Annotated in this window: 21 protein-coding genes and 1 pseudogene; 9 read left to right on the forward strand and 13 right to left on the reverse strand. The window is 64.3% G+C overall.

The features are described 5' to 3' along the window. Both CFB41_RS17085 and CFB41_RS17090 read right to left on the reverse strand, forming a co-directional pair. The coding region (locus tag CFB41_RS17085; protein ID WP_089457229.1) for a 3-hydroxybutyrate dehydrogenase at nt 1-719 on the reverse strand (719 nt) is incomplete at its 3' end. Nucleotides 720-771: 52 nt separating this feature from the next. After that, nucleotides 772-1,512: an acetoacetate decarboxylase gene (locus tag CFB41_RS17090; RefSeq protein WP_089457230.1), complete on the reverse strand. Its 741-nt coding sequence runs from the start codon at nt 1,510-1,512 to the stop codon at nt 772-774. A gap of 443 nt (nt 1,513-1,955) precedes the next feature. On the opposite strand from CFB41_RS17090, the gene CFB41_RS17095 reads away from it, so the two are divergent. Further along, the gene (locus CFB41_RS17095) at nt 1,956-2,537 is read left to right on the forward strand and encodes an undecaprenyl-diphosphatase (RefSeq protein WP_089457231.1); all 582 of its coding nucleotides are present in this window, start codon (nt 1,956-1,958) and stop codon (nt 2,535-2,537) included. Between the two features lie 33 nt (nt 2,538-2,570). Here the strand turns inward: CFB41_RS17095 and CFB41_RS17100 are convergent, their stop codons facing one another. From CFB41_RS17100 to CFB41_RS17110, 3 genes are all read right to left on the reverse strand, one after another. After that, nucleotides 2,571-2,795, reverse strand: coding sequence for a hypothetical protein (locus CFB41_RS17100; protein ID WP_089428705.1), 225 nt, complete (start codon nt 2,793-2,795; stop codon nt 2,571-2,573). Between the two features lie 173 nt (nt 2,796-2,968). Beyond that, nucleotides 2,969-3,790 carry a siderophore-interacting protein gene (locus CFB41_RS17105; RefSeq protein WP_089457232.1) on the reverse strand — a complete coding sequence of 274 codons (822 nt, stop codon included), beginning with the start codon at nt 3,788-3,790 and terminating at the stop codon, nt 2,969-2,971. A 38-nt stretch (nt 3,791-3,828) separates the two neighbouring features. Beyond that, nucleotides 3,829-4,548, reverse strand: coding sequence for a PadR family transcriptional regulator (locus CFB41_RS17110; RefSeq protein WP_089457233.1), 720 nt, complete (start codon nt 4,546-4,548; stop codon nt 3,829-3,831). A gap of 787 nt (nt 4,549-5,335) precedes the next feature. On the opposite strand from CFB41_RS17110, the gene CFB41_RS17120 reads away from it, so the two are divergent. From CFB41_RS17120 to CFB41_RS17125, 3 genes are all read left to right on the forward strand, one after another. Further along, nucleotides 5,336-6,049 (forward strand): hypothetical protein, encoded by a 714-nt coding sequence (locus tag CFB41_RS17120; RefSeq protein ID WP_089457234.1) that lies wholly within the window; start codon nt 5,336-5,338, stop codon nt 6,047-6,049. 43 nt (nt 6,050-6,092) lie between these two features. Then, entirely contained in the window at nt 6,093-6,365 is a 273-nt protein-coding gene (locus CFB41_RS37540) for a hypothetical protein (protein WP_144029942.1), read from the forward strand. Between the two features lie 299 nt (nt 6,366-6,664). Further along, nucleotides 6,665-7,144: a hypothetical protein gene (locus tag CFB41_RS17125; protein ID WP_089457235.1), complete on the forward strand. Its 480-nt coding sequence runs from the start codon at nt 6,665-6,667 to the stop codon at nt 7,142-7,144. A 16-nt stretch (nt 7,145-7,160) separates the two neighbouring features. On the opposite strand, the gene CFB41_RS38635 is transcribed toward CFB41_RS17125, so the two are convergent. From CFB41_RS38635 to CFB41_RS37545, 3 genes are all read right to left on the reverse strand, one after another. Next, the gene (locus tag CFB41_RS38635; RefSeq protein WP_089457236.1) at nt 7,161-7,907 is read right to left on the reverse strand and encodes an HNH endonuclease signature motif containing protein; all 747 of its coding nucleotides are present in this window, start codon (nt 7,905-7,907) and stop codon (nt 7,161-7,163) included. Nucleotides 7,908-8,091: 184 nt separating this feature from the next. Next, nucleotides 8,092-9,141 (reverse strand): XRE family transcriptional regulator, encoded by a 1,050-nt coding sequence (locus CFB41_RS17135; RefSeq protein ID WP_089457237.1) that lies wholly within the window; start codon nt 9,139-9,141, stop codon nt 8,092-8,094. 13 nt (nt 9,142-9,154) lie between these two features. Further along, entirely contained in the window at nt 9,155-9,874 is a 720-nt protein-coding gene (locus tag CFB41_RS37545; protein ID WP_144029943.1) for a hypothetical protein, read from the reverse strand. A 1,246-nt stretch (nt 9,875-11,120) separates the two neighbouring features. On the opposite strand from CFB41_RS37545, the gene CFB41_RS17145 reads away from it, so the two are divergent. The 4 genes and pseudogenes from CFB41_RS17145 to CFB41_RS17160 all read left to right on the forward strand — a co-directional run bounded on the left by CFB41_RS17145 (nt 11,121) and on the right by CFB41_RS17160 (nt 18,260). Next, entirely contained in the window at nt 11,121-12,122 is a 1,002-nt protein-coding gene (locus CFB41_RS17145) for an FHA domain-containing protein (protein ID WP_089457239.1), read from the forward strand. 20 nt (nt 12,123-12,142) lie between these two features. Then, nucleotides 12,143-14,980 (forward strand): annotated as a pseudogene (locus tag CFB41_RS17150) (TOMM system kinase/cyclase fusion protein); the annotation flags it as partial. Nucleotides 14,981-15,111: 131 nt separating this feature from the next. Continuing rightward, nucleotides 15,112-16,566, forward strand: a complete 1,455-nt coding sequence (locus CFB41_RS17155) for an aldehyde dehydrogenase (protein ID WP_089457240.1) — start codon at nt 15,112-15,114, stop codon at nt 16,564-16,566. A gap of 80 nt (nt 16,567-16,646) precedes the next feature. Then, entirely contained in the window at nt 16,647-18,260 is a 1,614-nt protein-coding gene (locus CFB41_RS17160) for a GMC family oxidoreductase (RefSeq protein WP_089457241.1), read from the forward strand. A gap of 67 nt (nt 18,261-18,327) precedes the next feature. Here the strand turns inward: CFB41_RS17160 and CFB41_RS17165 are convergent, their stop codons facing one another. Continuing rightward, a complete protein-coding gene (locus CFB41_RS17165) occupies nt 18,328-19,215 on the reverse strand; it encodes a transporter (protein ID WP_089457242.1) in 888 nt (295 codons plus the stop codon). A gap of 360 nt (nt 19,216-19,575) precedes the next feature. On the opposite strand from CFB41_RS17165, the gene CFB41_RS17170 reads away from it, so the two are divergent. Then, nucleotides 19,576-20,550 (forward strand): helix-turn-helix domain-containing protein, encoded by a 975-nt coding sequence (locus CFB41_RS17170; RefSeq protein ID WP_089457243.1) that lies wholly within the window; start codon nt 19,576-19,578, stop codon nt 20,548-20,550. 153 nt (nt 20,551-20,703) lie between these two features. Here CFB41_RS17170 and CFB41_RS17175 read toward each other — a convergent pair whose 3' ends face one another. The 4 genes from CFB41_RS17175 to CFB41_RS17190 form a co-directional block, all read right to left on the reverse strand. Then, nucleotides 20,704-21,795, reverse strand: coding sequence for a porin (locus CFB41_RS17175; protein WP_089457244.1), 1,092 nt, complete (start codon nt 21,793-21,795; stop codon nt 20,704-20,706). Nucleotides 21,796-21,970: 175 nt separating this feature from the next. Next, a complete protein-coding gene (locus CFB41_RS17180; RefSeq protein ID WP_089457245.1) occupies nt 21,971-22,693 on the reverse strand; it encodes an SDR family NAD(P)-dependent oxidoreductase in 723 nt (240 codons plus the stop codon). Beyond that, nucleotides 22,671-23,792: a 2,3-butanediol dehydrogenase gene (locus tag CFB41_RS17185; RefSeq protein ID WP_089457246.1), complete on the reverse strand. Its 1,122-nt coding sequence runs from the start codon at nt 23,790-23,792 to the stop codon at nt 22,671-22,673. The genes CFB41_RS17180 and CFB41_RS17185 overlap by 23 nt, the downstream gene beginning before the upstream one ends. Before the next feature lies 1 nt (nt 23,793). Continuing rightward, nucleotides 23,794-25,098 carry an MFS transporter gene (locus tag CFB41_RS17190; protein WP_089457247.1) on the reverse strand — a complete coding sequence of 435 codons (1,305 nt, stop codon included), beginning with the start codon at nt 25,096-25,098 and terminating at the stop codon, nt 23,794-23,796. Between the last annotated feature and the right edge of the window lie 8 nt (nt 25,099-25,106).

The following is a 25,106-nucleotide window of genomic DNA, read 5'->3' on the forward strand; positions in this document are numbered from 1 at the left end:
GACAGGAACAGCACCGTCTGCGCGACGTCCTGAACGGTCGTGAACACGCCGTCGACCGTATTGCCGAGCATCACCTTCTTCACCACTTCCTCTTCGCTGATCCCGAGCTCCTTCGCCTGCTCCGGAATCTGCTTGTCGACCAGCGGCGTGCGCACGAAGCCCGGACACACGACGTGCGAACGCACGTTGTGCTTCGCGCCTTCCTTCGCCAGCACGCGGGCCAGGCCGAGCAGGCCGTGCTTGGCCGTCACGTACGCCGACTTCAGCGGCGACGCTTCGTGCGAGTGCACCGAACCCATGTAGATCACGACACCGCCGCGATCGTCCTTGTACATGTGCTTCAGCGCGGCTTTGGTCGTCAGGAACGCGCCGTCGACGTGGATCGCCTGCATCTTCTTCCAGTCGGCGAACGAATAGTTCTCGATCGGGTTGACGATCTGGATGCCCGCGTTCGACACGAGGATGTCGACCGAGCCGAACGTTTCGGCCACCTTGTCGATCCCGCTGTTCACGGCTTCCTCGTTCGTCACGTCCATCGCGACGCCGATTGCCTTGCCGCCTGCCTTGACGATCTCGTCGGCGACCGCGTTCGCGCCGTCCTGGTTCAGGTCGGCGATCGCGACCGCCGCGCCCGCCTTCGCGAGCTCCAGCGCGATTTCCTTGCCGATGCCGCTTGCGGCGCCCGTGACGACTGCGGTCTTGCCATTCAGGTTGCTCATGTTCGAATTCCCGTGGTGAAAGGATTGACAGGGAGAAAGGACTGCGGACGTGTTACTGAGCCAGGTAATCGTAGACGACTTCGCCGAGGCCCAGTGTCAAATCCGCGACGATGTGGCGGGCTTCGACGATTTCGAGCACGGGCAGGTCGGCCACGGGCGCGAGCGCATGCGGCGCCAGCTCGAGCGATGCGGGGCCCGTCCATGCGCCTTTCATCTTGATGTCCTGCATGTAGTAGCGCACCAGTTCGCAGACGCGCGCGGTGCCGTCGACGTGCGGGATGATCTTCAGCAGGAAATTGGGGCCGGCGAGACGCCTGGTCTGCTCGTCGATGTCGAGTTCCTTGTGCTTGTAGCCCATCGTGCCGGTGGCGACGCGCACCTTGCCGTAGTCGAGCGAGCCGAGGAGGTGGTCGGTGTTCACGTGCAGCGTGGGCGACGCGAGCTTCTTCGGGAAGCCCCACAGTTCGCGGCCGCCGGCGATCGGCGGGTGATCGTCGAGATACATCGCGAGCGTATAGCCGCCCGGCTGGCCGTCGTATTCGACGGGAATCACCTGGCCGCTTTCGGTGTAGTCGCCGAAGCCGGTCGAATCGGCCATGCGGATGAATTCGTAATGCACGAGCGGCTCGGTGACCTGCAGCGGCTCGGGGACGATTTCGCGGAGACGGTCCGGATCGGTTCGATACGTGATGATCAGGAACTCACGATCGACGAAACGGTAAGGGCCCATCGGGAAGGCGGGGCTGGTCAACGGCATCGCAAACGCTTTCGATCGGACATCGCTGGGTTTCATGCGGACTCCTTGTTGTTGATCGCTTCGTGGATGAGTGCTCGTAAGCTCGTAATCCTATGCCTGTGCGTTCCCGTTGTGCGATGCCGCATTAGGAATTAATTGTTGCCGATTTCGCAGCATTCGCCGCGTAAATATTGAGATGAATGAGGTAAACGGCCTGGGTGGCATCCGGCGCCCCGATGGTTGCACACGTCGATGACGCCACGATGTGAAAAAGGTGAGTCTTTACGGGGTGCGGGGTGAGCCTTTCCGGGAGACGGTCCCGCAGGAATGTGACAAATGTGTGAACTTGTGTTGCAGTGCGGGCTCTAAGCGCGTTCGCGGCGGCGGGCTTCGTCGCGCGCGGCCGTCTTGTTAAGCATCGCTTAAGCGGGTGCGCCTTAGCATCGTTCGTATCAGGCCGGGCAACCGGCCAATTTTTTACGCCCCACGCAACCGGATTCATGCAGACCCTCAATCTCACCCTCTTTTCCGCCATCAACGCCGGGGTTGCGCCGCAGCCGGGCGTTGCCCGCCTCGCCATCTTCGCCGCCGACTGGCTCGTCTATGCGTTGCCCGCGATGCTGCTGCTGACCTGGATCTTCGGCACGCGCCCGACGCGGCGCCAGGCGATCGAAGCCGGCGTCGGCGTGTGCGTGGCGCTCGTGCTCGCGCAGGTCATCGGACATTTCTGGTTCTCGCCGCGCCCGTTCATGGCGGGCGTCGGCACGCAGCTGATCCCGCACGCGCCGGACAGCTCGTTTCCGAGCGATCACATGACGTTCGCGTGGAGCATGGCGGTCGGGTTGATGCTCGGCGGCACGACCCGGTTCACCGGGTTCGTGATGGCCGCGATGGCCGCGGCGATTGCATGGGGGCGTATCTATGCGGGCGTGCACTGGCCGTTCGACATGGCGGGCGGCGTGCTGGTCGGCACGGCCGGCGCGCTGGCCGCGCACCTGTACGGGCAACGCGTGATCGCGCTGCTCGAGCGGCTCGGCGATTCGGTGCATGCCGCCGTGATGGGCCGCCGGCACGCGCCGTAAGTCGTAAGTAGCAGGAGATCGGGCAGGACGCCGTCAGCCGGGTGTCTTGGCCGATTCGGCCGAGGCGGACGGGCCAGCGCCCGCATCGTGCAGTTCAGCGGTATCGGCCGGGTGTTGCGCGGCGTCGCGGTCGAGTGCGCTTTCCTTCAGGATCGCGCACATCGCGACGAACAGCGCGAGCACTACCGCGGCAAGGCCGCAATAGCCGACGATCTTCAGGTTGCGAAGGAACGGCGAAGCGTGGCTTTCTTTGGTCATGACCGGGCGCTCCTGGGCGGGCTGCGGCGGCTGTCGCCCGACAGCGGCGTCGCACCCACAGATATATACCAGTCGCGATCGCGGTGCCAAGCCCGCTGGTGCGCCGACGCCACGATTGTGTCGTCGGCCGGTCAATCTCAATCGGGTACCCGTTTGCCGGGCACCCGCATCCATCAGTCTTCCAGCGTTTCGTGCACGGCCGCCGCGCCGCGCTTCCAGTAGGCCGCCGCGCGGATGCGCGACTTGTCGACGCCGCGCTCGCCGGTCAGGTGCTGGCGGACCGCGCGCATCGACAGCGCTTCGCCCGCCGCCCACACATAGCCGTCGCCGGACGACGGCAGCGGCAGGTCGCGCACGGCATTCAGCAGCACGTCGCCGTCCGCCGCGTCGGCTTCGGCGCGGAAGCGCCAGATTTCATGCACGTCGGCGCGCGTGTCGAACGCGATCTGCGCGGTGCGATCCGCGACTTCCATCACGACGGCTACGCGCGCGCCGGCCGGCAATTCCTCGAGACGCCGCGCGACCGCCGGCAGCGCCGTATCGTCGCCGATCAGCAGGTGCCAGTCGAAACCGGTCGGGACGACGAACGAACCGCGCGGGCCGCCGATGCCGAGCCATTGGCCGACACGTGCCTGGGCGGCCCACTGCGACGCGGGGCCCGGGTGGTTCAGCACGAATTCCAGATCGAGTTCGCCGGCGGCGCGGTCGAAGCGGCGCGGCGTGAAGTCGCGCGCGACCGGCTTCGGTTCGCCTTCCGGAAATTCGGGACCGTTCGCGCCGAGCGTCGGCAGCACGGGCCGTTCGGCACCGGGCGGCGGGAAAAACACTTTCACGTGATCGTCGAACGACGCGGATTCGAAATCCGCGAGATCGGGGCCGCCGAGCGTGACGCGCAGCAGGTGCGGCGTGACGGTGTGCACGCGCAGGACCTGCAGCAAGCGGAACTTGAGGGTATGGCGCACGCGGGTCACGGTGCGGTCGGATGTGTTCTGCATCAGTCCGTTCTCCTTAGGGGTTGACGGGGTGGCGCGGATTACGCACCGGTGCCCCCTTCGATTTCAGCCGTCGCGCGGCGCATGATGGCGGCGATGCGGCGCTGTTCGTCGGCGTCGGCGGCGCTCTTGTGCAGCAGCGCGCGCTTGAGTGCGAGACGCGCCTCGACGAACTCCGGCAGCCAGCCGGCTTGCGCGTCGTCCGGCGTTTCGTTGCCCGCCGATTCCCCGGCGAACGCGCGGCGCATGAATTCCATCTTGCGTGCGAGGTGCGTGAGGCGCGCGAACAGCGTGTCGACGCGCTCGCGTTGCGCGTCGAGATGCGCGCGGCCGGCGTCGGTCAGCGCATAGCGCTTGCGGTTGCCTTCCGCCTGCGACGCGACGAAGCCGACTTCTTCGAGATACGTGAGCGCCGGATACACCATGCCGGGGCTCGGGCTGTAGAAACCGTTCGAACGCGTGTCGAGCGCCTTGATCAGTTCGTAGCCGTGGCTCGGTTGCTCGGCGACCAGCGCGAGCAACAGCAGCTGCAGATCGTCGGAGCTGAACTGGCGGCCGCGCGGCATGCCGTCGTCGCCGAAATCGCCAAAGCCGCCGCGCCCGCCACGGCCACCACGGCCGCCGAACGGGCCGCCGCCGAACGGATCGTGGCCGCGGCGATGGCGGCCGATTGCGTACCAGAGACCGGCGAACCCGTCAGGGCGGGCATGCGCACCATGACCGTCGCATCGGGCATGGCCGCGGGAGGGGTTGTGTCGCATGATCGTGTCCTATATGTCGTAAAACATATCTAAAGATATATATCGAAAGATAGGTCGTCAAGGGGATTTATTGGGGCTGGATGGCGGGGCGAGGGCGAGGCTGGCGGCTTGTGTAGGGTCTCAATGATTGTGAGCTTTTTCTCATATATTGATTGCCTGAATCGGTAGTTGTTTTCTATCGACCCTTCTTCAAGCGTTCAAGCACAAGGCACCTCGGAAGTCGTTAATGCAGCCGAGACTTTTTCAGTTGTCGCTCAGACACCGCACGGGTGGCCAAGCACGGCGTCCGGTGCGATTGGGGTAAGTGTTAGGAGTGGTTCACCTCGGGGGCCAACTTCCGAACCGAGGCCTGTACTGGCCAGATATCCGCGATTCTCAGCGCCGGACTCCGCCGATCACGGAGAAGCAGAAAGAGGTCCTCGAAGTCGAAGACAATCTCCTGGTGACCGGTGGCCCGCGGGCAGTCAAGACGACCATCTCAATCTTCAAGACGGCGACGGTCGCGGCTTCCTTGCGGCCCGGCGGTCTTGTTCCTCAGCTTCGCGCGTGCCACGATTAGCCGCGTCGTCGAGGCCATCGAATATGAACACGACCTCCCGAGAGCCATCAAGTCGCGTTATAACTCCTTCTTCTGCCGCGTCCTCCAGACCCATGGGTATCTGTTTGGCCTGCCGAGGCCACTGACGATTCCGACTCCTGCCAACGAGGCGATCGCGCTATCGATTAACGATTGAGCATTTCTAGCCGTTATTGATGTAGCGACCAACAACTATTTGTAGACCAAGTCATGTCGGAAAATTTGATCCGCTACAGTGCATATAGCTACCTCCAGCAGTGGTATCGCACCGATCGTGTGTTGATGAAAGCGCTCACATCTATGCTCGATGGGCGCGTTGCTACCCAGGATCTGAAGGAGCTTGCAGTTAAGTACATGGTAGCCAGAAACTTCAATAGCGCAACGCTATCGGAGTCCGAAATTGCCCATCGCTGGAACGTTGTCGCGAGGCATGTTGCAGCCGCAAAGCGTAATGCAAACTCTGCAATAGACGATCGCATTCATGACCTGGCCGACAAACTCGGGCAGGTGTTTCCTGCATCGGATGGCAAGGCACCACCGACGCTGCTGTCTGCCGCGTCCAAATTCTTGTGGTTCAGTGGTCTGTATGACGTTCGTATCTACGATAAACGTGCGGTGAATGCCTTGCAGCTGTTGCAGAAGGAGCGTGCGATGAAAGAGGGGCGGCGAAAGTGGCGAGTGGCTGGAAATTACACCGACTTTGCGCGGGCATGGAAAGAGGAGTACGACGCACGCGCAGAAGACATCCGCGCAGCCCTCGGAGCAATCGACGAAGTTCTCGATTGGTCGATTATCCCGAGAGGGACCGCTCGCGTAACAGCAAAGGGTGTTGTGAAGAAGCAATGGTTTAGGGATAGAGTGTTCGATAAGTATCTCTGGACGATTGGGGAGGATGAGAGCGGTGGTTTAGGTTCATTTAGTTGAAAACCCGTGATACTTCCGTCGGGGGCATTGTAGTAAAGCCTCGATGATTGTCGAAGCCACCGATGTACAGCTGGCAAGGGCGCTTTGCGATATCGAGTATGGGGACGTGTTTGATTCATTCGCGGTTCGTCTTATCGACCGCTACGTTTTCATGGTAAAGCGCCCTCAACTCATTCTGGATGCGTTGTTGATCAGCATCCTCCTCGGATTGGAATGGCATGATAGCGTAGCCGAAGATAATCAAAACCGTACTGGGAGTGTCACATCGAACTGCTGCGGTGAGATTATTCGTTCCTCCAAACACTGTGCATGGTGAACTAGTTATTTTTTTGTATTCAGCGTTCAATTGGGCCTGGCGGACTGCGTTTATGCGGCCATCTTTATTCGCTTTAGTCGAAAGCTATGAGTCACCGAGCGGTATCGGTATGTGATTTATGGACGGACGTCGGCTATCTGTGCCAGCAAAAGCCGCCCTTACCAAGCGTCGGCAGACAGAGCCTACGACAGCACGGCCGCGCGCCGATTGCGTACGGTGATGAATTTGCCGACGCTCTCGCGTGGTAGTAACGTGTGGCAGGAATGCGCACTCCTCTATCTGGAAACGACGAACTGACGATGGCAACAAAGAAACCGTACCAGGATCTCGATGATCTTGAAAAGCTGGAAAAGCAGTGGCGGAAACTGTCGGGATTGCATCATCGCAAGGAATGGTCCGCGGTCGTCATGCGGGCGGCCACCGCGGCCGAAATCGCCGCCAATCTGGCTATCCGTAACGAATTCGAAGCGCGCAGCAAATTCGATGTGGAGTTTGTAGGTTCCATGCTCGTGTGGGCCAATGGCCTTCAGGGGAAGGTGAGTCGTCTGTTGAAACCTCTATACAAGGGCAGTCCCAAGGCAAAGAGACTGGCTCCACTGGTTGCCGTGATGGAGCGGATCAACGTCAAGCGCAACGCCGTGGCGCATGCAGGCGAATTCTGCAACGTCGACGAGGCTGACGCCGTGATTGCGGATTGCAGAACCTTTGTTGAAGGACTCGTTGTGCTTTATCACCCCGAGTTCCAACTGAAGGAGCACAAATTCGAGCTTGAAAACTAGCCTGCGGGCCGGACGGCTATTCCTGCGTCGGGGCACCGTAGTGTGCTCGACGATGGCAGTTCGGGCAGACGGCGACGGCATTCTCAGTCGTGTCTTCGCCCCCATCTGCGAGCTGGACAACGTGGTGGACTTCCAGATAGGGTCTGCCATCTCGACGCATGAAGGGAGCATCACCATGACAGATCTCGCATTTGCCGTCTGCCCGATCCAGAACTTCCGCGACGACATCGGGGTTACGCACGAACACCTCAGTCGTTACGATAACTGTTGCTGGCTTCCTCGGCGCGAGGGCGAGCCGCCGGCGCCGCGCCTCCCCCGTGTCCGACAGGGCTGAAACGATCTCGCGCTCGAATCGCGCGCGAGTTTGAGTCAGTGTCATGCTCTCCCCGTGTCGTCGTAGCTGCTCTTCATGACGTGCTACCACTTCACGCAGGGCGCGAACCGTGGTCTCACGTGTTCGCTCGTAATAGGCGATGTGCGCCCAGACCGCCGTGACAGCAAGCGCGAGGGCATCGACGCCATCTTCTGTGAAAATCCGGTGGAGGAACACGTCGGCCGCGGGTGTGCTGAGCGTTCGCCGGTAGCATTCCCCTTTGCGCAGGTGCCTGTAGTCACGGATGAGCGCCGTTGCGCTGTTGATGTTGATGCCGTGCTCGCGGGCCAGCTGGGTTGCCCCGACCGACGCCGTCAGTCCGCCCTGATAGACCTGCCTCGCGACGTCGAACGCTGCGTTGATCTGTTCATTCGTGATTTTGGATGGCATGGCGTGGCTCAATTACCGGCGATGATCGGCACAGGGGATGGGGATCCATACGAGGACGCCGTGAAAGTTCGCGTACCTGTATGCCCAATAGGATCCCCTTTTTCTCCAACCCCATCAATATAAGAACGCTCACGTAGTCGATCTGCCGTGTGGACAATGCCTGCAGAGGTTGAAACGTTTGCGCTTACACAGAAGACACGCGGGATAGTGCGAGGCCGAAGGTCAGATTATCTATGTCTTCTCGCGAAACACTAAGGTCGCGCGCAAGCGCGGAGCGGCTGATGCCGTCCGTACGTAATGCATCGAATACTTTACGCAATACTTGCGAGACCTCACGGCGTATGGGGTTCGGCTCAGATGTCCTGTAGCCGTTCTTTGCCATCTCGATACAGAGATTGCGGTAAGTCCATTCGGATAACAGCCCCAACTGATTCATGCGGAAAGCTAAAGCCGCCAGCGATACCCCCCAGTTCTGCTTCAGCTGGATGAGTTTGTCTATCGTGACTATGCCCGATCTACGTGCATAGACGCTAGCCCTTGGCATGAGAAACGCAGAAGCAAACGCATTTGCCTCACGCTCCATATCCGGACTATGAGCCTCGCCGTGCAACATACTGTGGCGGTCACGAACAAGATGGCCGAGTTCGTGTGCCGCATCGAAGCGACTATGCTCGGCAGACTTGATAGTATTTAGGAAAACGAAGGGACGATCACGATGCCAAACGCTGAACGCGTCGACTTCACGCGCTTCTATCGCAAGTGAGTAAACACGGACCCCCTTGGACTCGAGCAAGTGAATCAGGTTACCGATTGGTGCTTCACCAAGGCCCCACATTCGACGAAGCGATGCAGCCGCGTCTTCCGGCGAAAGGTCACTCAAGTCGGGAACATCAGCTTCGGGAAGTCTGAAACGATCTTCAATCCAATCGTTCAGAAGGAATGCCGTCACCCCGGCGCCGAGTGCGACGTTTCTCAGCGTTGCCGACATCTTTGACATCGAACGAAAGCTCGCGGAATGGGGGGTTATAGTGGGTAGGTCGTCGCCCGCGAAGAATTCTTCCGGGAACCGGAGCACGTCACATATCAGTGTGAGTTTGTCCGGTTCCGGAGCATATTCGCCAGACTCGTAGCCTTGAATCGATCGCACCTGCAAACCAAGCTCTTTTGCCAGGCGTGCCTTCGTCCAACCACGACGCGTGCGGGCGAATTCTAGTCTCGACGGATTAAAAAACATCTTCTCTATTCAGTTACTGAGTGCCTGTACGGCGTTCGACAGGGACGTCGATCGGACCAGTGGGTTCAATCGGGCCAGTCGGCGAATCGTGATCCATGAACGGCTCGCTTTCCGGGCGCAGCGCTTCCAGAATGAGTCGCTCCGACCATTCCACAATCTGCTTGCGGTCGAAACGTCGCGGAGCAGATAGCTCTGCACGCAATTCAGGCTTCCCGTCTGCTCCGACTGCGACGTGATACAACAGAATCCACAGCTGCGTGGCGTCCTCGGAGTTTGCGAGGTCGGTGATGATAGCTGGATCGAATATCTCGAGCTGCCGATTCCGGTCAACCGCCTGACGAAGCACGGCGCCTTTCGAAGCCTGATTCGTCGGGTTTCCCATCTCCAGCCCCGTGTCCATGTCTCCCGTCATGACCGCAATAGCAACTTTGCGGTCTGGTGAAACGATGAACGGGCAATTTCGCTGATCCTGTTTAGTCCAGCCGAGAGCTGCCAACGCGAGACGAATTTGAAAGAGCGAAGCATGCCAGTGGAACGTACCGGCCGCCGTCGGCGCGTGCAACTCCGTTGCCTCGATTCGCGCTCGATAGCCATGCTCATTCGCTTCCCGGAGCAATTCTTCGCTGAGGGTCTCGTGAAGTTGCGCAAGGCGCATTGCAACTACATCGCGGTCTGTTACGACCGATGCGCTGGAGCGTTCAGGCTGCGCGTTGAGTTCAAACGGTTCCGACAAAGGCGCCTCCAATGGGCAGGTTAACTTCCGGAAATCCTACCACATGTTGAGGTTGGAAAATCGGAAGTTGCGCTGCCAAGCGATGTACCACCTTTCTACCGCCCAACAAGGTTCGTCACAGCTTGCCGCCGTTGCTCAATACAGAACGATACCTGTATAAATATACAGATTGATAATTTATTTGGATCGCTTTCGGCGTACGATAGTTGACTCGCTTGATGGAGAATCGCTGGATGCCGGGTCGGCATATGCGCCTGCTGGAAGGGAGAGCGTGCAGGCAAACAGAAAGTGAGGGGGCACTTCGGCGACATGCGAAGATGAGTTGGTGTCCGGGCGATGTAGCCCTATTAGCAGTGACAAGGCAACCGTACCCAGCACGGAGCTCTCCTAACCAGGGTACGTTCACATTCACGAGAAATTTGCAGGTAGCGATACCGAATCATGAGAGTTTTCGACAGAGAAAATTCTCATGAACGTGCCTAACTTGATGATTTGTATAAGGGCAGAAAGGCGGAATCGCTGAGACCCTACAAGCTTGCGGCGGAGAGACTGCCGTTGATGCGCTTCATGTGATTCGTAGGACGAGTCAGCCACGACGATCAGACAGTCGATGCATTGCCGGCTTCTGCAGCCTTCGCCAGCCGTTGATCGTGAGGCAGCCGCGTGCCGGCATGTATCCGCATGCCGATGACATCGCGAGAAAATGACCGTGACACGCTTGAACCTTGCGGCAATTCATGTAATGCAATCTAATAAAACACCGGAAATCATTATTTAATTAGTTTGAACTGTTTGATTTATTTTCTGTTGATCAAACAAAATTTCCGCGCCAGCAAAGGTATTTAAATGCACCCCGTCATTCAATGTGGTGTTTCTGCTCGATGTAAGCCTGTCATGGGTTGCGGGGCGATGAAGATTTTCGACCCTTTATATTTGAAGTGAAGATTCGTCGAAAATGTAAAGCATTGCAATATCAAAACGGGATTTGAGTATTTCGATTGCGATGCGGGATTTTGTTTGGCAGGATTTTAATCAAGTTGCTCGAATTTAAAACAACAAAACCACCGACCATTCAATTAGCCGAAATGACACGCGCCGGATGAGCAACGATCCGAAAGGAAGTTGGCGAAGAAACTGGTAACGAGGCGGCGAACGGTCCACATCGTTCGCGATCACTGAATCAATCGCTTTCCCGGGCGTCGACGCGTCACTCGAGCGATCCGGGCGAATTCGATACGGGGCGGCCATGGCGATACTCAAGAACGATTCTTCCGGGCAAGCGTGCCTGCTCCGCGCGTATCACGTGTTCGGCCGCGATGCCGCTCGCTGCGATACGGTCATCCGCGACGCGTCGGTGTCCCGGGTCCATGCCCATATCCGCTGGGTCGGCGGCCGATGGGAGCTCCATGATCACAGCAGCAACGGCACGTCGGTATCGGGCGTGCCATTGCGCGACGGCGAGCACGCGGTGCTGCAGCGAGGTGACGTGATCCGGTTCGGCAGGGCGGGTGTCGCGCCCTGGCGCGTCGCGTCGCTCGACGATCCGGCCGATACGCTGTGGCCGGTACGGGGCGCCGTGCACCCGATCGTGCTCACGCCGCGCCTGATCCTGGCCGCCCACGCCGCGCAGCCGGTCACGATCGTCCGGTCGCCGGCCGGCGATTGGCTGTGCGACGACACGTTGCCGCCGCGCGCGCTCCATGACGGCGATGAAGTGTCGACGGGCGACGTCACGTGGCGCGTGGCGCTCGTGCGCCACGGCTCGACGATGACGCTGCGCGCGCCGGCCGATCCGGCCGTGCCGGCCCGATTGCTCGAATTCTTCGTCAGCCGGGACGAAGAGCATGCGCGTGCGCTGCTGCATGTTCGCGGCGGAGTGGTCGATCTCGGCGAGCGCGCGCATCACTACAGCCTCGTCACGCTCGCCCGCGCACGTTCGGCCGACATGCAGGCCGGCTACGATGCTGCCACGCAAGGCTGGATCGAACTCGACCGGCTGGCGCGCATGCTCGGTATCGATACATCCCATCTCAACGTGCAGATTCATCGCGCCCGGAGCCAGTTCGCGGCGCTGCCGGGGCTGGACGCGAGTCAGCTGATCGAGCGGCGGCGCGGCAGCGTCCGCTTCGGCGATTTCCCGTTCCGCGTCATGCGCGGCGAGCGCCTTGAATGCCAGTCGGTGCCGGGCGTCGAGCCGCGTATCGGCATGCTTCGTCCGGCGCCGGATCCGGTCGTCCATTGCTCGTGAACGCGGAACGACAGCCCGGGTTGTCGACCGCGACACACGCACGCGTCGCGCTCCCCGCGCATGAATCGCAGCAACCTGCCGCGCCGTTCGCGGTGCTGGCCGGCAAGCGGCATTACCGGCTCGGTGCGCTGCTCGGCGAAGGCGGCAGCGGCGTGGTGTTTCGCGCGACGTGCGGCGAGACGGGGCAAGACGTCGCGATCAAGCTGATGCGGGACGAGGTCGCGTGGACCGAAGCCGAGCGCGCCCGCCAGCGCATGCGGTTCCGGCGCGAGACGAGCCTGTGCGACGCGCTGCGGCACCCGAACATCGTGGCGCTGCTGGACCAGGGGGAAGCACCCAATGGGCGGCCGTTCGCCGTATTCGAATACGTGCACGGCCAGACTCTGCGCGACCGGCTTGCGATGGCGGGGCCGCTGTCGGCCGTCGACACGGGAAGGCTGATGACGGAGGTGCTCGATGCGCTTGCAGCCGCGCATCGCCGCGGCATCGTCCACCGGGATCTGAAGCCGCAAAACATCGTGCTCGCAATGGCCGACGACGGACCGCACGCGAAGCTCCTCGATTTCGGGATCGGCGCGCTGTTGCCCGGCGCGACAGATAGCGCGCCCCAGGACGCGACTCTCGGGGCCGAGGTGCTCGGCTCGCCGTCATACTGCGCGCCCGAGCAACTGCGCAACGAACCGCCGACGCCCGGAAGCGACCTGTACGCGTGGGGCCTGGTCGTGATCGAATGCCTGACGGGCGAAGTCGTGATGCAGGGCGCCAGCGTGGCCGACATTCTTTATCAGCAGCTTAGTCCGGTTGATGTCGCGCTTCCTCCTGCGATCGCGTCGCATCCGCTCGGCTCGGTGCTGCGGCGTGCGTTGAGCAAGCATCCGGCGCAGCGTGCCGCCTCGGCCGACGAACTCGCCGAGCAGTTTCGCGTGCTCAATTTCGCCGCGCTGGTCGGTCCGTTCGATGCCGGCCGTGCAAGCCGGCCTATGCACCCGCCGCCGTTCATGCCGCGCAGTGAGGCGGTCACAACGGCTGGTGAATATCGGCAGGTCACCACGCTGTGCTGTTGCGTGACGATCGCCGGAGACGGCCGGCAACGTCATGCGGGCACCGATCACGGCGCCCTGCTCGATCGCTACGAGGCGCAATGGCTGACGAAGTGCGCGGATATCGCCGTCGGCTATGGCGCGCAGGTCGACGAGCGGCTCGGCGACACGCTGCTGTTCCATTTTGGCCTGCAAGGCGATATCGACCGGCCTGCCCGCCGCGCGGCGCGTGCGGCGCTGGACATGGTGCGGGTGGCCGGGCGCGCGCGGCTGCCGGCGCCGGCCGAAGCCGGCTGTACGGACAGCGGCGAAGGCTGGCGCGTCGAAGTGGCCGCCGCGATTCACGTCGGGCAGGTGCTCGCGTCTGCGTCGCAGAGGCCGGGCGGATCGACGCCGGCCGCCGCGTCGCGGTTGTTGCGGCTGGCCGGGCCCGGGCAGATCCTGATCAGCGACGATGCGCGGCTCGCGCTCGAACGGCATACGGATTTTCGGCCGACAGCGTTGCAGCTGGCCCGGGCGGGCCTCGCGCCACAGCCAGTGTATGAACTGCTCGGCGAGCGTCGGGCCGATACGCCGTTCGATTCGCTCGACGGCGGTATGCGGGCACCGATGATCGGCCGCACGCGCGAACTCGATGCACTGCTGCGTGCGTGGCAGGAGACGCTTGCACGTCATCGTCGCGCAATGCACGGTGTGCCGCCGCGGCTCGTCGTCGGCGACGCGGGAATCGGCAAGTCGCGCCTCGTGCACGCGCTGTGCGAGGCCGTGCGGACGCAGGGCCACACGTTCGCGCATTGCGGATGCCAGCCGGAGCGGGAGAATCATGCGCTGTTTCCGATCTTGCGTTTCATCGGCGCGCATTGGCAGCTCGACGCCGACAGTCCGGCCGACATCACGCGCGCGGCGATCGACGCGATGCTGGCGGCGCTCGAATGCGATCGGGCGGTGGCCCGTGTCGCGCTTGCGACCTGGCTGGGGCTGCCCTGCGATGCGAAAGCGGCGAGGCGGACGAGCGAGTGCGAACAGGACGCGCTGTTTGATGCGCTCGAGCAATTGATCGTGTCGCTCGGCAATGGCGCGCCGGTGTTGCTCGTCGTCGAGGATGTCCAGTGGATCGATCGCTCGACCGAGGATTTTCTGGCGTACCTGCAGCGCTCGCCGCGTGCGGCGGCGCTCTGCATCGTGCTCACGTCGCGTCCCGCCAGGCTCGCGCGCTGGCGCGGCACAGCCGAGCGCCTGGTATTGCGCCGCCTGCCGCGCGATGATGCGCGGCGCCTGATGTCGGCGTATCTGGGCCAGGGCGCGCTCGATCCGACCTGGATCGATCCGCTCGTCCGTCGTACGGCGGGCATTCCGCTGTTCATCGAGGCGATCGCGCGCGAGCTGACGATGAGCGGCGCGGACGGCTCGCTCGCGGCGCTGCGGACGATGGACCCGTGCCCGCTTCCGCTCAGTCTCGGCGGAATGCTCGGTCGCGCGTTCGACCGGATCGACGACGCGCGCGGCACCGCGCAGCTCGCCGCGACGATCGGGCTCGAGGTGGATGCACACCTGCTCGCCGCGGCCTCGCCGCACGATCGCGCGACGCTCGATGCGCACCTGCAGCTGCTGCTCGAAGAACGGATCATGTACGCGCGGCATCGGCGCGATCGCGTGTTCTATTCGTTCCGCCACGCGTTGCTTCGTGACGCGGCGTACGCGTCGATGCCGCCGGCCGTGCGGTGCGCCAACCATGCGCGAGTCAGCCGCGCGCTGGCCGCGCATGCCGATCGCGGTGCGGATGCGCCCGCGTTCGGCGCCGACGAACACGCCACGCGCATGTGCATCTGAATCCTGCATTCGATGCACGGATGTCCCAGCGGCGCCGCCACCCGCGTCCTACAGTGGGCCAGATAGGCCGATCGGGTTTTCAGCGCCGGATCGGCCTTCAACAATCTGGAGACACCCCCATGACAGCCGAGTACACCCTTCAACACCGGATCGCGGGCGACGCGTGCGACGCCGCGCGGGGCGAGTGGTTCGAGAAATTCGAACCGTGCACCGGACACCTGCTTGCGCGCGTGGCGGCCGGCACCGGCGCCGACGTCGACCGGGCCGTGCGCGCGGCCCGCGCGGAATTCGACGGCGGACCCTGGAGCCGGTTGCCCGGCGCGGCGCGGGCGAAGCTGCTGAACCGGCTGGCCGACCTGCTCGAGCAGGATGCGGAACGCTTCGTCGAACTGCTGGCGCGCGAACAGGGGCGCCCCGCCATGGAGGTGCGCATGATGGACCTGCCGATGTCGATCGACACACTGCGCTACTTCGCCGGATGGGCGGACAAGCTTGAAGGCCGCCAGATTCCGACCGGCGGCTTCATGGGGCGCCCGACTGTCAACTACACGGTGCGCGAAGCAGTCGGTGTCGCCGGCCTGATCGTGCCGTGGAATGCGCCGCTGATGATCGCGTGCTGGAAGCTGGCGCCCGCGCTCGCGGCTGGCTGCACGGTCGTGATCAAGCCGTCGGAGGACGCGCCGCTCGCGGTCGGGGCGCTGGCGGACCTGGCCGTGCAGGCGGGCTTTCCGTCGGGCGTCGTGAATCTCGTGCATGGCATCGGTGCGTCGGTCGGCGCCGCGCTGGTCAATCACCCGGGCGTCGACAAGATCAGTTTCACCGGCAGCACCGAGGTCGGCCGCACGATCGCGCGCCAAGCCGGCGCGCAGTTCAAGCGTCTGACGCTGGAACTCGGCGGCAAGGCGCCGCAAATCATCTTCGACGACGCGAATCTCGAGCAGACGATCGCCGGCGTCGCGATGGGGCTGTTCGTCAACCAGGGACAAACGTGCGCAGCCGGCACGCGCGTGCTGGTGCAGCGCCGCCACTACGACGACGTCGTCGGCGCGCTCGCGCATGCGGCGCGGTCGGTCAGGGTCGGCACGCCGTTCGACCCGGCGACGCAGATGGGCGCGCTGATCAGCGCCCGCCATGCCGACCGCGTGAAGACGCATATCGCCGTGGCGCTTCACGACGGCGCGACGATGGTCGCGGGCGACGAACCGGTGCCGTCGCAAGGCTTCTTCGTGCGGCCGACGGTGTTCGCGAATGTCGATCCGGCGATGCGCATCGCGCGCGACGAAGTGTTCGGGCCGGTCGGCACGATCATTCCATTCGATACGGAAGACGAGGCCGTCGCGCTGGCGAACGACACCGTCTACGCGCTGTCCGCGTCGCTGTGGACCCGCGATCTTGCGACCGCGCACCGCACCGCGGCCCGGCTGCGGGTCGGCGCGGTCGCGGTGAACGCGTGGAGCCCGCTCGACGCGCGGCTGCCGTGGGGCGGCTTCAAGGAGAGCGGCGTCGGGCGCGACCTGTCGCAAAGCGGGCTCGATGCGTACCTGGAGGAGAAGGTCGTCACGATCGCGATGTAGCCGCGCACGTTCCGGCACGGAGACACCACAACAACAAGATCGCGGGCATTGCTCGCCCGCCTATCCCATTCGACAGACACATGACTACTCAAGACCTGACCTTCGATTACGTCGTCATCGGCGCGGGTTCCGCCGGTTGCGTCGTGGCCGCGCGGTTGATCCAGCAGAACGCCGGTTCGGTGCTGCTGCTGGAAGCCGGCACGCGCGACGACAATCCGTTTCACCGGATTCCGGGCGGCGTGATGCAGGTGTTCCAGAAGAAATCGTGGCCGTACATGACCGAACCGCAGCCGAACGCGAACGGTCGCAGCATGATCATCGCGCAGGGCAAGGTGCTGGGCGGCGGCAGTTCGGTCAACGGGATGATCTACATCCGCGGGCAGCGCGACGACTACGACGACTGGGCGACGCAGTGGGGATGCACGGACTGGCGCTACGACGACGTGCTGCCGTATTTCATGAAGGCGGAAGCGAACGAAAGCCTGGGGCCTGCGTATCACGGCCAGACGGGTCCGCTGCCCGTCAGCGAGAACCGTTATCGCCATCCGTTGACGGCTGCGTTCATCCGGGCCGGGCAGGAGATGGGGCTGCGCTACGTCAACGATTTCAACGGCGAAGCGCAGCAGGGCATCGGCTATTACCAGACGACGACGCGCAACGGCGAACGCGCAAGCACCGCGCAGACCTATCTGGCGTCGGTGCGCAATGACGCGAAGCTGAAGGTGGTGACCGGCGCGCTCGTGCACCGGATCCGGACCGATGCGGGGCGTGCGGTCGCGGTCGAATTCAGCGAGGGCGGTCATGCGCCCGTGTCGGTGCGCGTGCGCAACGAGGTCGTCGTGAGCGCGGGGGCGATCGGGAGTCCGAAGGTGCTGATGCTGTCCGGCATCGGGCCGGCGGAGCATCTTGCCGCGCTCGGGATCGATACGGTTGCCGCATTGCCGGTCGGCCGGAATTTCCACGATCATCTGCACATGTCGGTGCAGGCGTCGATTCGCACACCGGCGAGCCTCTACGGCGAGAACACCGGGCTCCGGGCGATGCGCCATTTCCTGCAATGGAAGTGCTTCAGGAGCGGGCTGCTGACCAGCAACATCCTCGAAGGCGGCGCATTCATCGACACGCTGGGCACGGGGCGGCCGGACGTGCAGTTCCATTTCCTGCCGTTGCTCGACAATTTCGACAACACGCCGGGAGAGAAGCCGCCGGCGAGCGAGCACGGCATGTCGGTCAAGGTCGGCCATCTGCAACCGAAATCGCGCGGGCGGGTGGCGTTGCGCAGCAAGGATCCGGCGGACCTGCCGACGATCGACGCGAATTTCCTGAGCGACCCGGCCGACCTCGACGGCCAGATCCGGGCCGTTCAGGCCGGGCTCAGGATCCTGTCGGCGAAGGCGCTGCAGGCGCACGTGAAGGAAATCGTCGCGCCTGCCCGGATCGATCCGGACGACCTACCGGCAATCGAGCGATTCGTGCGGCAGGACATCAAGACCGTCTATCACCCGGCCGGCACCTGCAGGATGGGTACGGACCCGCGGACGTCGGTGGTCGACCAGAAGACGCTGCGCGTGCACGGCTTCTCCAATCTGCGCGTGATCGATTGCTCGATCTGCCCGCAGGTGCCGAGCGGCAACACCAACGCGCCGGCAATCATGATCGGCGAACGCGGCGCTGACCTGCTGCTCGGTCGGTGAAAGAGGCGGCGCAGGGCTGACCTGCGCTGACTTCGCGTCGGGCGATGCCGACGCGGTTTCGTTCGAATCAGAGCGGAAACACGGCCTTGAGCCAGAACGCCGCGCCTTCCGGGCGGTTTCGCACATCGGTTTCCATCTGGTATTTGGCGGTCACGAACCAGCCCTTCCCGCTGTCGTACTTGATCGACGGGCCCATCGCGAACGCACGGCCGCGATTGCCGGCGATGGTTTGCCCGGCCTGTGAGTCGTCCGTCATCTGCCGGTAGATATAGCCGCCCGCGCCGACCGTCAGCCCGTTGCCGAAACCCCAGCCCGCCAAATAGTCGACGATGAATTCCTGGCCGGACCGGTAGTCCGTCGCGTGGTTGCGCTGGTTGAAGGTCCACATCAGCTTTGCATCGAACACCGGCCCGGTACGGCCGCCATACGAGATCCCCGCGATCGGCTGGATCGCCCAGACGTGTCGGCCGATGTTGGCCAGGTCGCTTTTGTCGTAACGGCCAGTCGGCGCGAAGAAATCGACGGCGAGCAGCGTGTGGAGCGTCGGCGTGACGTGCCAGCCGAGCGCCGGCCCGAACGTCATGTCGCCGACACCGGTCCGCCGCTGCGATTGCCCGCCCGCGTGCACGTCGAGCGTGACGAGCGGAAGCAGCGCATGCATGGCCAGCGACGCGCCGGCAAACGTGTAGGGCGTGACCCACACGATCCGTGGCGTCACCGAATAGGCAGTGATGCTGAAGTCCGGCGGCGCGACGTTGCGGCCGTCGTTGTCGCGCAGTTCGCCGGCGTGGTAGCGCTCCGCGTAGATCAGTGCATAGAGCCCCGGCGGCGGCAGTGCGCAGCACAGGTAGCCTTCCGCCCCGGTCGGATAGACGGAGCCGCCGCCTTCGGTTGCGTGAGCGCCGTGCGCGACGACGAGCGCGGACAGCATCACGGAAAGGGATCGTCGTTTCATCGGTTGTCTCCTCCTGCGGCGCACGGCCGGAAGCCGTCTTTCCGCCCGTCAGCAGGGCGCCGCGCCAGTTTTTCGCTTGCATGTGTTTGCGTGCAGAGCCGTCAGGAGTGCGGTGCATCTAGGGGAAATCTTTACAGCGTCAGGTAGCGTTCCGGCCACCCATGGGAGTTGTGCGAATGGTCTTTCGCATCGATGCGCCGTACGCTACGAGCCGATCCCCTCTCATCGGTGCTAGCCGGGCGCGTGTCGTCGCACATGACCGGAAGTCGGGCGAGTTAATAGTCGCGCCCGCTGCATGCGCAGGCAGGCGGCCACGCAACGGATGTACTTGAAAGCCGGATTTTTCTGGAGGCGAACGTCATGATCGATTCGGAAGCGCATCCGCCGCTGCAGGCGGCCGGCGTGTCGTGCTGGTCGGAGCAGATCCGGCATCGGTTCTTTCCGCTGGAGCTGAACGCCGGCGCGTCCGGCGAATTCGATGCGAGCGTCGACGTGTTCGATCACGCGCGCTGCCGCGTGGCGCGCGTTGCGGCCAGTGCGCACAGCGTCTCCATCGGGCGCGACGCCTGCAAGACGCTGAAGCACCGCTATATCAAGGTGATCTGGCAACTGAGCGGCGTGGCGAGGCTCGAGCAGGGGGCGTGCGAAGTGATCGTGCCGCCCGGGCATTTCACGCTGTACGAGGCGAGCAGCCCATACTGGATTCAAAACGACGCACACGGCGAATTCGTCACGATGCTGTGCGAAGTGGCCGACCATGACGTGCTGCTGGCGTTGGCCCGGCAAGCGATCGGCCGCGCGATGCCGACGACGGGCGGCGCGGCCGTGGCGCTCGCGAGCCTGCAGGCGATGATCGCCGAGGGCCGGCGCATGAATCCGCGCAGCCGCTTCGGCGTGCTGGACCTGGTGGCGACGTTGCTCGCCGAGACCATCGATTTCGCGGACGGCACGGCGCCCGCTTCGCGGCGCAAGATCCGCGAGACGTTGCTGCGCGACGCGCAGCAATACATCCATCGGCATCTGGACGACGGCGAACTGTCGCCCGATCGTATTGCCGCCGCATTGAAGGTGTGCCGCCGCACGCTTTACCAGGCATTCGAATCGATCGGCGAGCGGCCGCAGGCGATGATCCAGCGCCTGCGGCTCGAGAAGTGCCACGAAGTGCTGTCGCAAACCGGCGCCGACGGTGCGAGCATTACGCGCCTCGCGCTGCAGTCGGGGTTTTCCGATCCGGCGTATTTCGCGCGCCTGTTTCGCCGGCGCTTCGGCGTCACGCCGTCGCAGTGTCGGGATGCGGCGATGCAGGACGGGGGCGGTGCGGGATCGTCGGGTTAGTCGCGGTGTGCATTCGTTGCGATTCGAACCGACTCGATCGGAGGATGGCCGGCAGCGTGTGACGACGAACGCGGCAGCGCGGGCCGACTCCGCGCCTGCGTCGTCAGGCGATCCAGACACAGGGTCGCTGCCAGAATCCGCCGAGAAGGCGGCCTAGAACCGCGTGCTGAACCCGACCCGCGCGATCGACTGCAGCGCGCCGCTCGACGCGCCGTTCGCATCCATCACGCCATTGATCTGCGCGTTGCTGCCGTGGTTCGCGCGCTGATGCACGCCCGCGACGTACACCATCGTGCGTTTCGACAGCCAGTACTGGACGGCGGCGAGCACCTGGTGCGCGTGCGCGTTGTCGAGCGTGTCGTTGCCCTTCATGTACGTGTAGCTCGTGCCGATCACCCACGCCGGCGATGGCCGCCACGCGGCGCCGGCTTCCGCCGACCACGCACCCGCGCCGTTCTGCGCGTTGCGTACGGTCGTGAAGAGCGCTTTCCCCGTGACCGCGCCGAGCGTGTAGTGCACACCCGCGCCCCAGTTGCGCACGCTGGTCGGCGGCCGCCCGTCCGTCGCGCCGTACTTCTGGTTCGTATAGGCCGCGCCCGCGCCGAACGGGCCGTTGTCGTAGCTCGCGCCGACGCTGACCGTGTTGTTCGCGCCGACCGACCCCGCGACGTTCCCGAAGCCGTACAGCGCGCCGACGGTGAGGCCCGACAACGACGGGCTCGTGTACTTGACCGAATTCGCGACACGATTGCTGCCCGCGACGCGATCCCAGTCGAAGGCGCCGGTCGGGTTGCTCGGCAACGCGAGCTTGTCGAACGGGCCGTTGCGAAAGCCGTACAGGCCGACGAGATCCTGCGCGATCTCGTTGCCGCTCGCGGCCAGCGAATCGACCATGAACTCGTACTGGTTGCCGAGCGTCAGCGTGCCGTACCGGTCGTTCTGCAGCCCGACATAGGCGGTGCGCGCGAACAGCCCGCCGCCGATGATCGAGCCTTTGCCGAGCGAATACTGGTTGACGAGCCGGAAGATCGCGCGCGTGCCCGCACCGAGATCCTCCTTGCCTTCGAAACCGAGCAGGTTCGGGAAGAAGATGTTGTCGTCGAACTTCGCGGCGCCGTGGCCGCCTTGATTGCTGACGTAGCTGATGCCGGCATCCATCAGCCCGAACATCGTCACGCTGCTCTGCGCGAACGACACGACGGGAATGGTGCATGCAGCAAGCGCCAGAAGGGTCTTTTTCGTCATCTCCAATGTGCTCCTCACATGTTTCCGATCGAGTCGGATATTTTTTATTGGACTACTGATTGATATGAAAAAAGCTGAACCGGACGAATCCCGGCTCAGTGACAACCGAAGGAAATCGATGTGTGACGGGCATCGGCAGCAATCGTGGGCGTGCCGATGCCCGCTCGGCAGCGTGCTAGACCGTCGAATACCCGCCATCGACCGGCACGACCGCGCCGGTCACGAACGACGCGCTGGGCGAGCACAGGAACAGGATCACGTCCGCGACTTCGTCGGCCGTGCCCCAGCGCCCGAGCGGCGTGCGTTCGAGGATGCGCCGCGACGCCTGCATGTCGGCCATCAGGCCGCTGCTGAGCGGCGTATCGATCCAGCCGGGTGCGACGGCATTCACGCGAATGCCGCGATCGGCCCACGCCTGCGCGAGCGAGCGCGTGAGTTGCGCGATGCCGCCCTTGCTTGCGCTGTACGCGGGCCGGTCCTTGCTGCCGAAGTACGTGTACATGGACGCGACGTTGACGATGCTGCCGCCGTGCGCCGACAGCGCCGGCCGCGCGGCGTCGGAGGCACGCATCACCGAGGTCAGGTTCACGTTCAGCACGAGCTCGAACTGGTCCATCCGGTATTCGTCCGCGTGCCGGCTGATGCCGACCCCGTTGACGAGCACGTCGAGCCGCGGCAGCGCCGCGATCGTGCGCGTCAGCGCATCGCTGTCGGTCACGTCGAGTTCCACGCAGCGAACAGCCGCATGCACGGGCGCGTGCGGGCCGGCTGCATCGAGCCCGAGCGCGACGACCGACGCGCCGGCTTCCGCGAACCGCATCGCCGTGCGCGCACCGATGCCCGACGTGCCGCCCGTCACGACGACGGACCGGCCTTCAAACGCCCACTGACGACTCATGCTCGACGCTCCCGATGGTCTGTGCGCGACGGGCCGGCCGTTGCGCGGGTGAAACGAGGATCTTGATTTGCGCGCGGTCGGCGAGCAGCGCGTCGAAGCCGTCGGCAACGGCGTCTTCGAGCGACACGGTGCGCGTGACGATCGACGTGAGGTCGAGCGCGCCCGTCGCGACGATGCGCAGCAGGTCTTCGTACGCATGCCGGTAACCGACGCTCGCCGTGAAGGTCAGCTCGTCGTTGACCGCGCGGAACGCGTCGAAGCCGGCATGCGGCATCAGGCCGACCATCACGACGCGGCCGCCCTTGCGCAGTGCCCCCATCGCCGATTCGAACGTGGCCGGCAGCCCGGCCGCTTCGAAACTCGCGTCTACGCCGAGCCCGCCCGTGGCCGCGCGGATCGCGTCCTGCAGCGCGGATGCACCGAGTGCGCGCGCGTCGAACGTATGCGTCGCGCCGACGCGCGCGGCCGCCGCGAGCCGTTCGGGCGAGACGTCGACAGCGACGATCGTGGTCGCCCCCTGCAGCTTCGCGAGCATGATCAGCAGCAGGCCGATCGGGCCGAGGCCGAACACCGCACAGGTTTCGCCGAGCCGCAGTTCGCCACGCCGCAACGCGTGCAGCGCGACGGCCGCCGGCTCCATCGCCGCGGCCTGTTCGAGACTCACGCCGTCAGGCAGGCGATGCAGCATGTACGCCGGCACGACCGCGAAGTCGGCCATGCCGCCGTCGCCCATTAACCCGGCGAAACCCATCGATACGCACAGGTTGTACGACCCCGTGCGGCAATACGCGCACTGGCTGCAGCGATACTCGGGCTCGACCGCGACGCGATCGCCCGCGCGCAGCGCCGTCACGCCGTCGCCGACTTCGACGACGGTCCCGCAGAACTCGTGGCCGAGCGTCAGCGGCGCGGTGCGGCGCGACAGCGGATGCGGCGTGTCGACCGGAATCGCGTGCGGGCCGTCCGCATATTCGTGCAGGTCGCTGCCGCAGATCCCGCAGTACGCGACCGCGATGCGCACGTCACCGGGGCCGACGCGTGGCGTGTCGATTTCCACGAGACGGACGTCGCGCGAGCCATGCCATTGAAGTGCCCGCATGTCAGTGGCCTCCGAAATTCTGTGCATCGAGATGGCTCGCAGCCGAGCCGGCGAGTGCGCGCTTGCGCAGCACGGCGGGCGCGGTCTCGACGAGGCCGAAGGACAGCACGCACGCGAGGATCGCGCCGGCAGCCGACGTCCACATCGCGAACTGCAGGCCGTACGTGTCCGCCGCGAAGCCGGCGACGGTCGGTGCAACGAAGCCGCCGATCAACTCACCGGCACCCATGATCAGGCCGAGCGCGCTGGCGATCGCGCGCGGCGGCACCGTTTCGGCCGGGATCGTCGCCATGAACAGCGTGAAGCAGCCGAGGCCCGTGTACGTGGCGAACACGAGCGCGCCGAGCGCCCACAGCGAGCCGGCATGGATCATCACGACCGGGCACGCGGCCGCGATCAGCGCGAACGCGATCATCGTCGGCTTGCGGCCGATCCGGTCGGAGATCGCCGGCACCGCGAAGCCCCAGAACACCCACGCGGCGCCGAGGCAGGTCATCACGACGCCCATGTCGGACGGCGACAGATGGCGGCTTTCCACGAGGAACACCGGCGCGAACGAGATGATCACCACGAACCACGTGAGAAAGAAGCAGCTGATCAGCACGCAGAGCAGGATGTTGCGCTCCTTCAGCAGCGCCCATCGATTGACTGCCGCGCCGCTCGCGGCCGGTGCGCCGGCGGGTGCGGCCTGCGCGTGCCGCACGCCGCCGGGCGGCGCTTCGCGCACCCAGCGCCAAATGCAGAACGCGATCAGGAAGCCGGGAATACACGACACGTAGAACGCTTCGCGCCAGCCGTACGTGGTCGCGATGCCGATGACCACCGGCGGGCCGATCATCGCGCCGAGCAGGCCGGCAGCGGAGCCTTGCAGCAGGCCCATGTTCAGCCCGCGGCGGCTCGGCGTCGAGCTTTCGACCATCAGCGATTGCGACAGCGGCAGCACGGGGCCTTCGGCGATGCCCATCAGCGCACGGAACGCGATCAGGCTCGCGAAGCCGCCGACGAGCCCCGACAGCGCCGAGCACGCGGAAAAGCCGAGTACGGCCGCGATCAGCAGCGGCTTGCGCGTGCCGCGCGCATCGGACCACGCGCCCGTCGCGGCGCCGGACAATGCCCACGTGAGCGCGAGTGCGGACGACACCATGCCGAGCTGCGTGTTCGTCAGGTGGAGCTCGGCCGACATGAACGGGAACAGGAACGACAGCGCGAGGCGGTCGAAGAACACGAAGCCGAACGTCATGAACAGGATCAGCAGCAACCTGTTCTCGTACGTCCACGCGGATCGGGAGGAGGTGGAGGATGTCATGATGAGCC

Source organism: Burkholderia sp. AU33803, assembly GCF_002223095.1.
GTDB lineage: Bacteria > Pseudomonadota > Gammaproteobacteria > Burkholderiales > Burkholderiaceae > Burkholderia.

Excerpts from the sequence above, each read along its gene's own strand:
- CFB41_RS17090 (WP_089457230.1), bottom strand. The coding sequence starts at position 1,512 with ATGAAACCCAGCGATGTCCGATCGAAAGCGTTTGCGATGCCGTTGACC.
- CFB41_RS17095 (WP_089457231.1), top strand. The coding sequence starts at position 1,956 with ATGCAGACCCTCAATCTCACCCTCTTTTCCGCCATCAACGCCGGGGTT.
- CFB41_RS17100 (WP_089428705.1), bottom strand. The coding sequence starts at position 2,795 with ATGACCAAAGAAAGCCACGCTTCGCCGTTCCTTCGCAACCTGAAGATC.
- CFB41_RS17105 (WP_089457232.1), bottom strand. The coding sequence starts at position 3,790 with ATGCAGAACACATCCGACCGCACCGTGACCCGCGTGCGCCATACCCTC.
- CFB41_RS17110 (WP_089457233.1), bottom strand. The coding sequence starts at position 4,548 with ATGCGACACAACCCCTCCCGCGGCCATGCCCGATGCGACGGTCATGGT.
- CFB41_RS17120 (WP_089457234.1), top strand. The coding sequence starts at position 5,336 with ATGTCGGAAAATTTGATCCGCTACAGTGCATATAGCTACCTCCAGCAG.
- CFB41_RS37540 (WP_144029942.1), top strand. The coding sequence starts at position 6,093 with ATGATTGTCGAAGCCACCGATGTACAGCTGGCAAGGGCGCTTTGCGAT.
- CFB41_RS17125 (WP_089457235.1), top strand. The coding sequence starts at position 6,665 with ATGGCAACAAAGAAACCGTACCAGGATCTCGATGATCTTGAAAAGCTG.
- CFB41_RS38635 (WP_089457236.1), bottom strand. The coding sequence starts at position 7,907 with ATGCCATCCAAAATCACGAATGAACAGATCAACGCAGCGTTCGACGTC.
- CFB41_RS17135 (WP_089457237.1), bottom strand. The coding sequence starts at position 9,141 with ATGTTTTTTAATCCGTCGAGACTAGAATTCGCCCGCACGCGTCGTGGT.
- CFB41_RS17145 (WP_089457239.1), top strand. The coding sequence starts at position 11,121 with ATGGCGATACTCAAGAACGATTCTTCCGGGCAAGCGTGCCTGCTCCGC.
- CFB41_RS17155 (WP_089457240.1), top strand. The coding sequence starts at position 15,112 with ATGACAGCCGAGTACACCCTTCAACACCGGATCGCGGGCGACGCGTGC.
- CFB41_RS17160 (WP_089457241.1), top strand. The coding sequence starts at position 16,647 with ATGACTACTCAAGACCTGACCTTCGATTACGTCGTCATCGGCGCGGGT.
- CFB41_RS17165 (WP_089457242.1), bottom strand. The coding sequence starts at position 19,215 with ATGAAACGACGATCCCTTTCCGTGATGCTGTCCGCGCTCGTCGTCGCG.
- CFB41_RS17170 (WP_089457243.1), top strand. The coding sequence starts at position 19,576 with ATGATCGATTCGGAAGCGCATCCGCCGCTGCAGGCGGCCGGCGTGTCG.
- CFB41_RS17175 (WP_089457244.1), bottom strand. The coding sequence starts at position 21,795 with ATGACGAAAAAGACCCTTCTGGCGCTTGCTGCATGCACCATTCCCGTC.
- CFB41_RS17180 (WP_089457245.1), bottom strand. The coding sequence starts at position 22,693 with ATGAGTCGTCAGTGGGCGTTTGAAGGCCGGTCCGTCGTCGTGACGGGC.
- CFB41_RS17185 (WP_089457246.1), bottom strand. The coding sequence starts at position 23,792 with ATGCGGGCACTTCAATGGCATGGCTCGCGCGACGTCCGTCTCGTGGAA.
- CFB41_RS17190 (WP_089457247.1), bottom strand. The coding sequence starts at position 25,098 with ATGACATCCTCCACCTCCTCCCGATCCGCGTGGACGTACGAGAACAGG.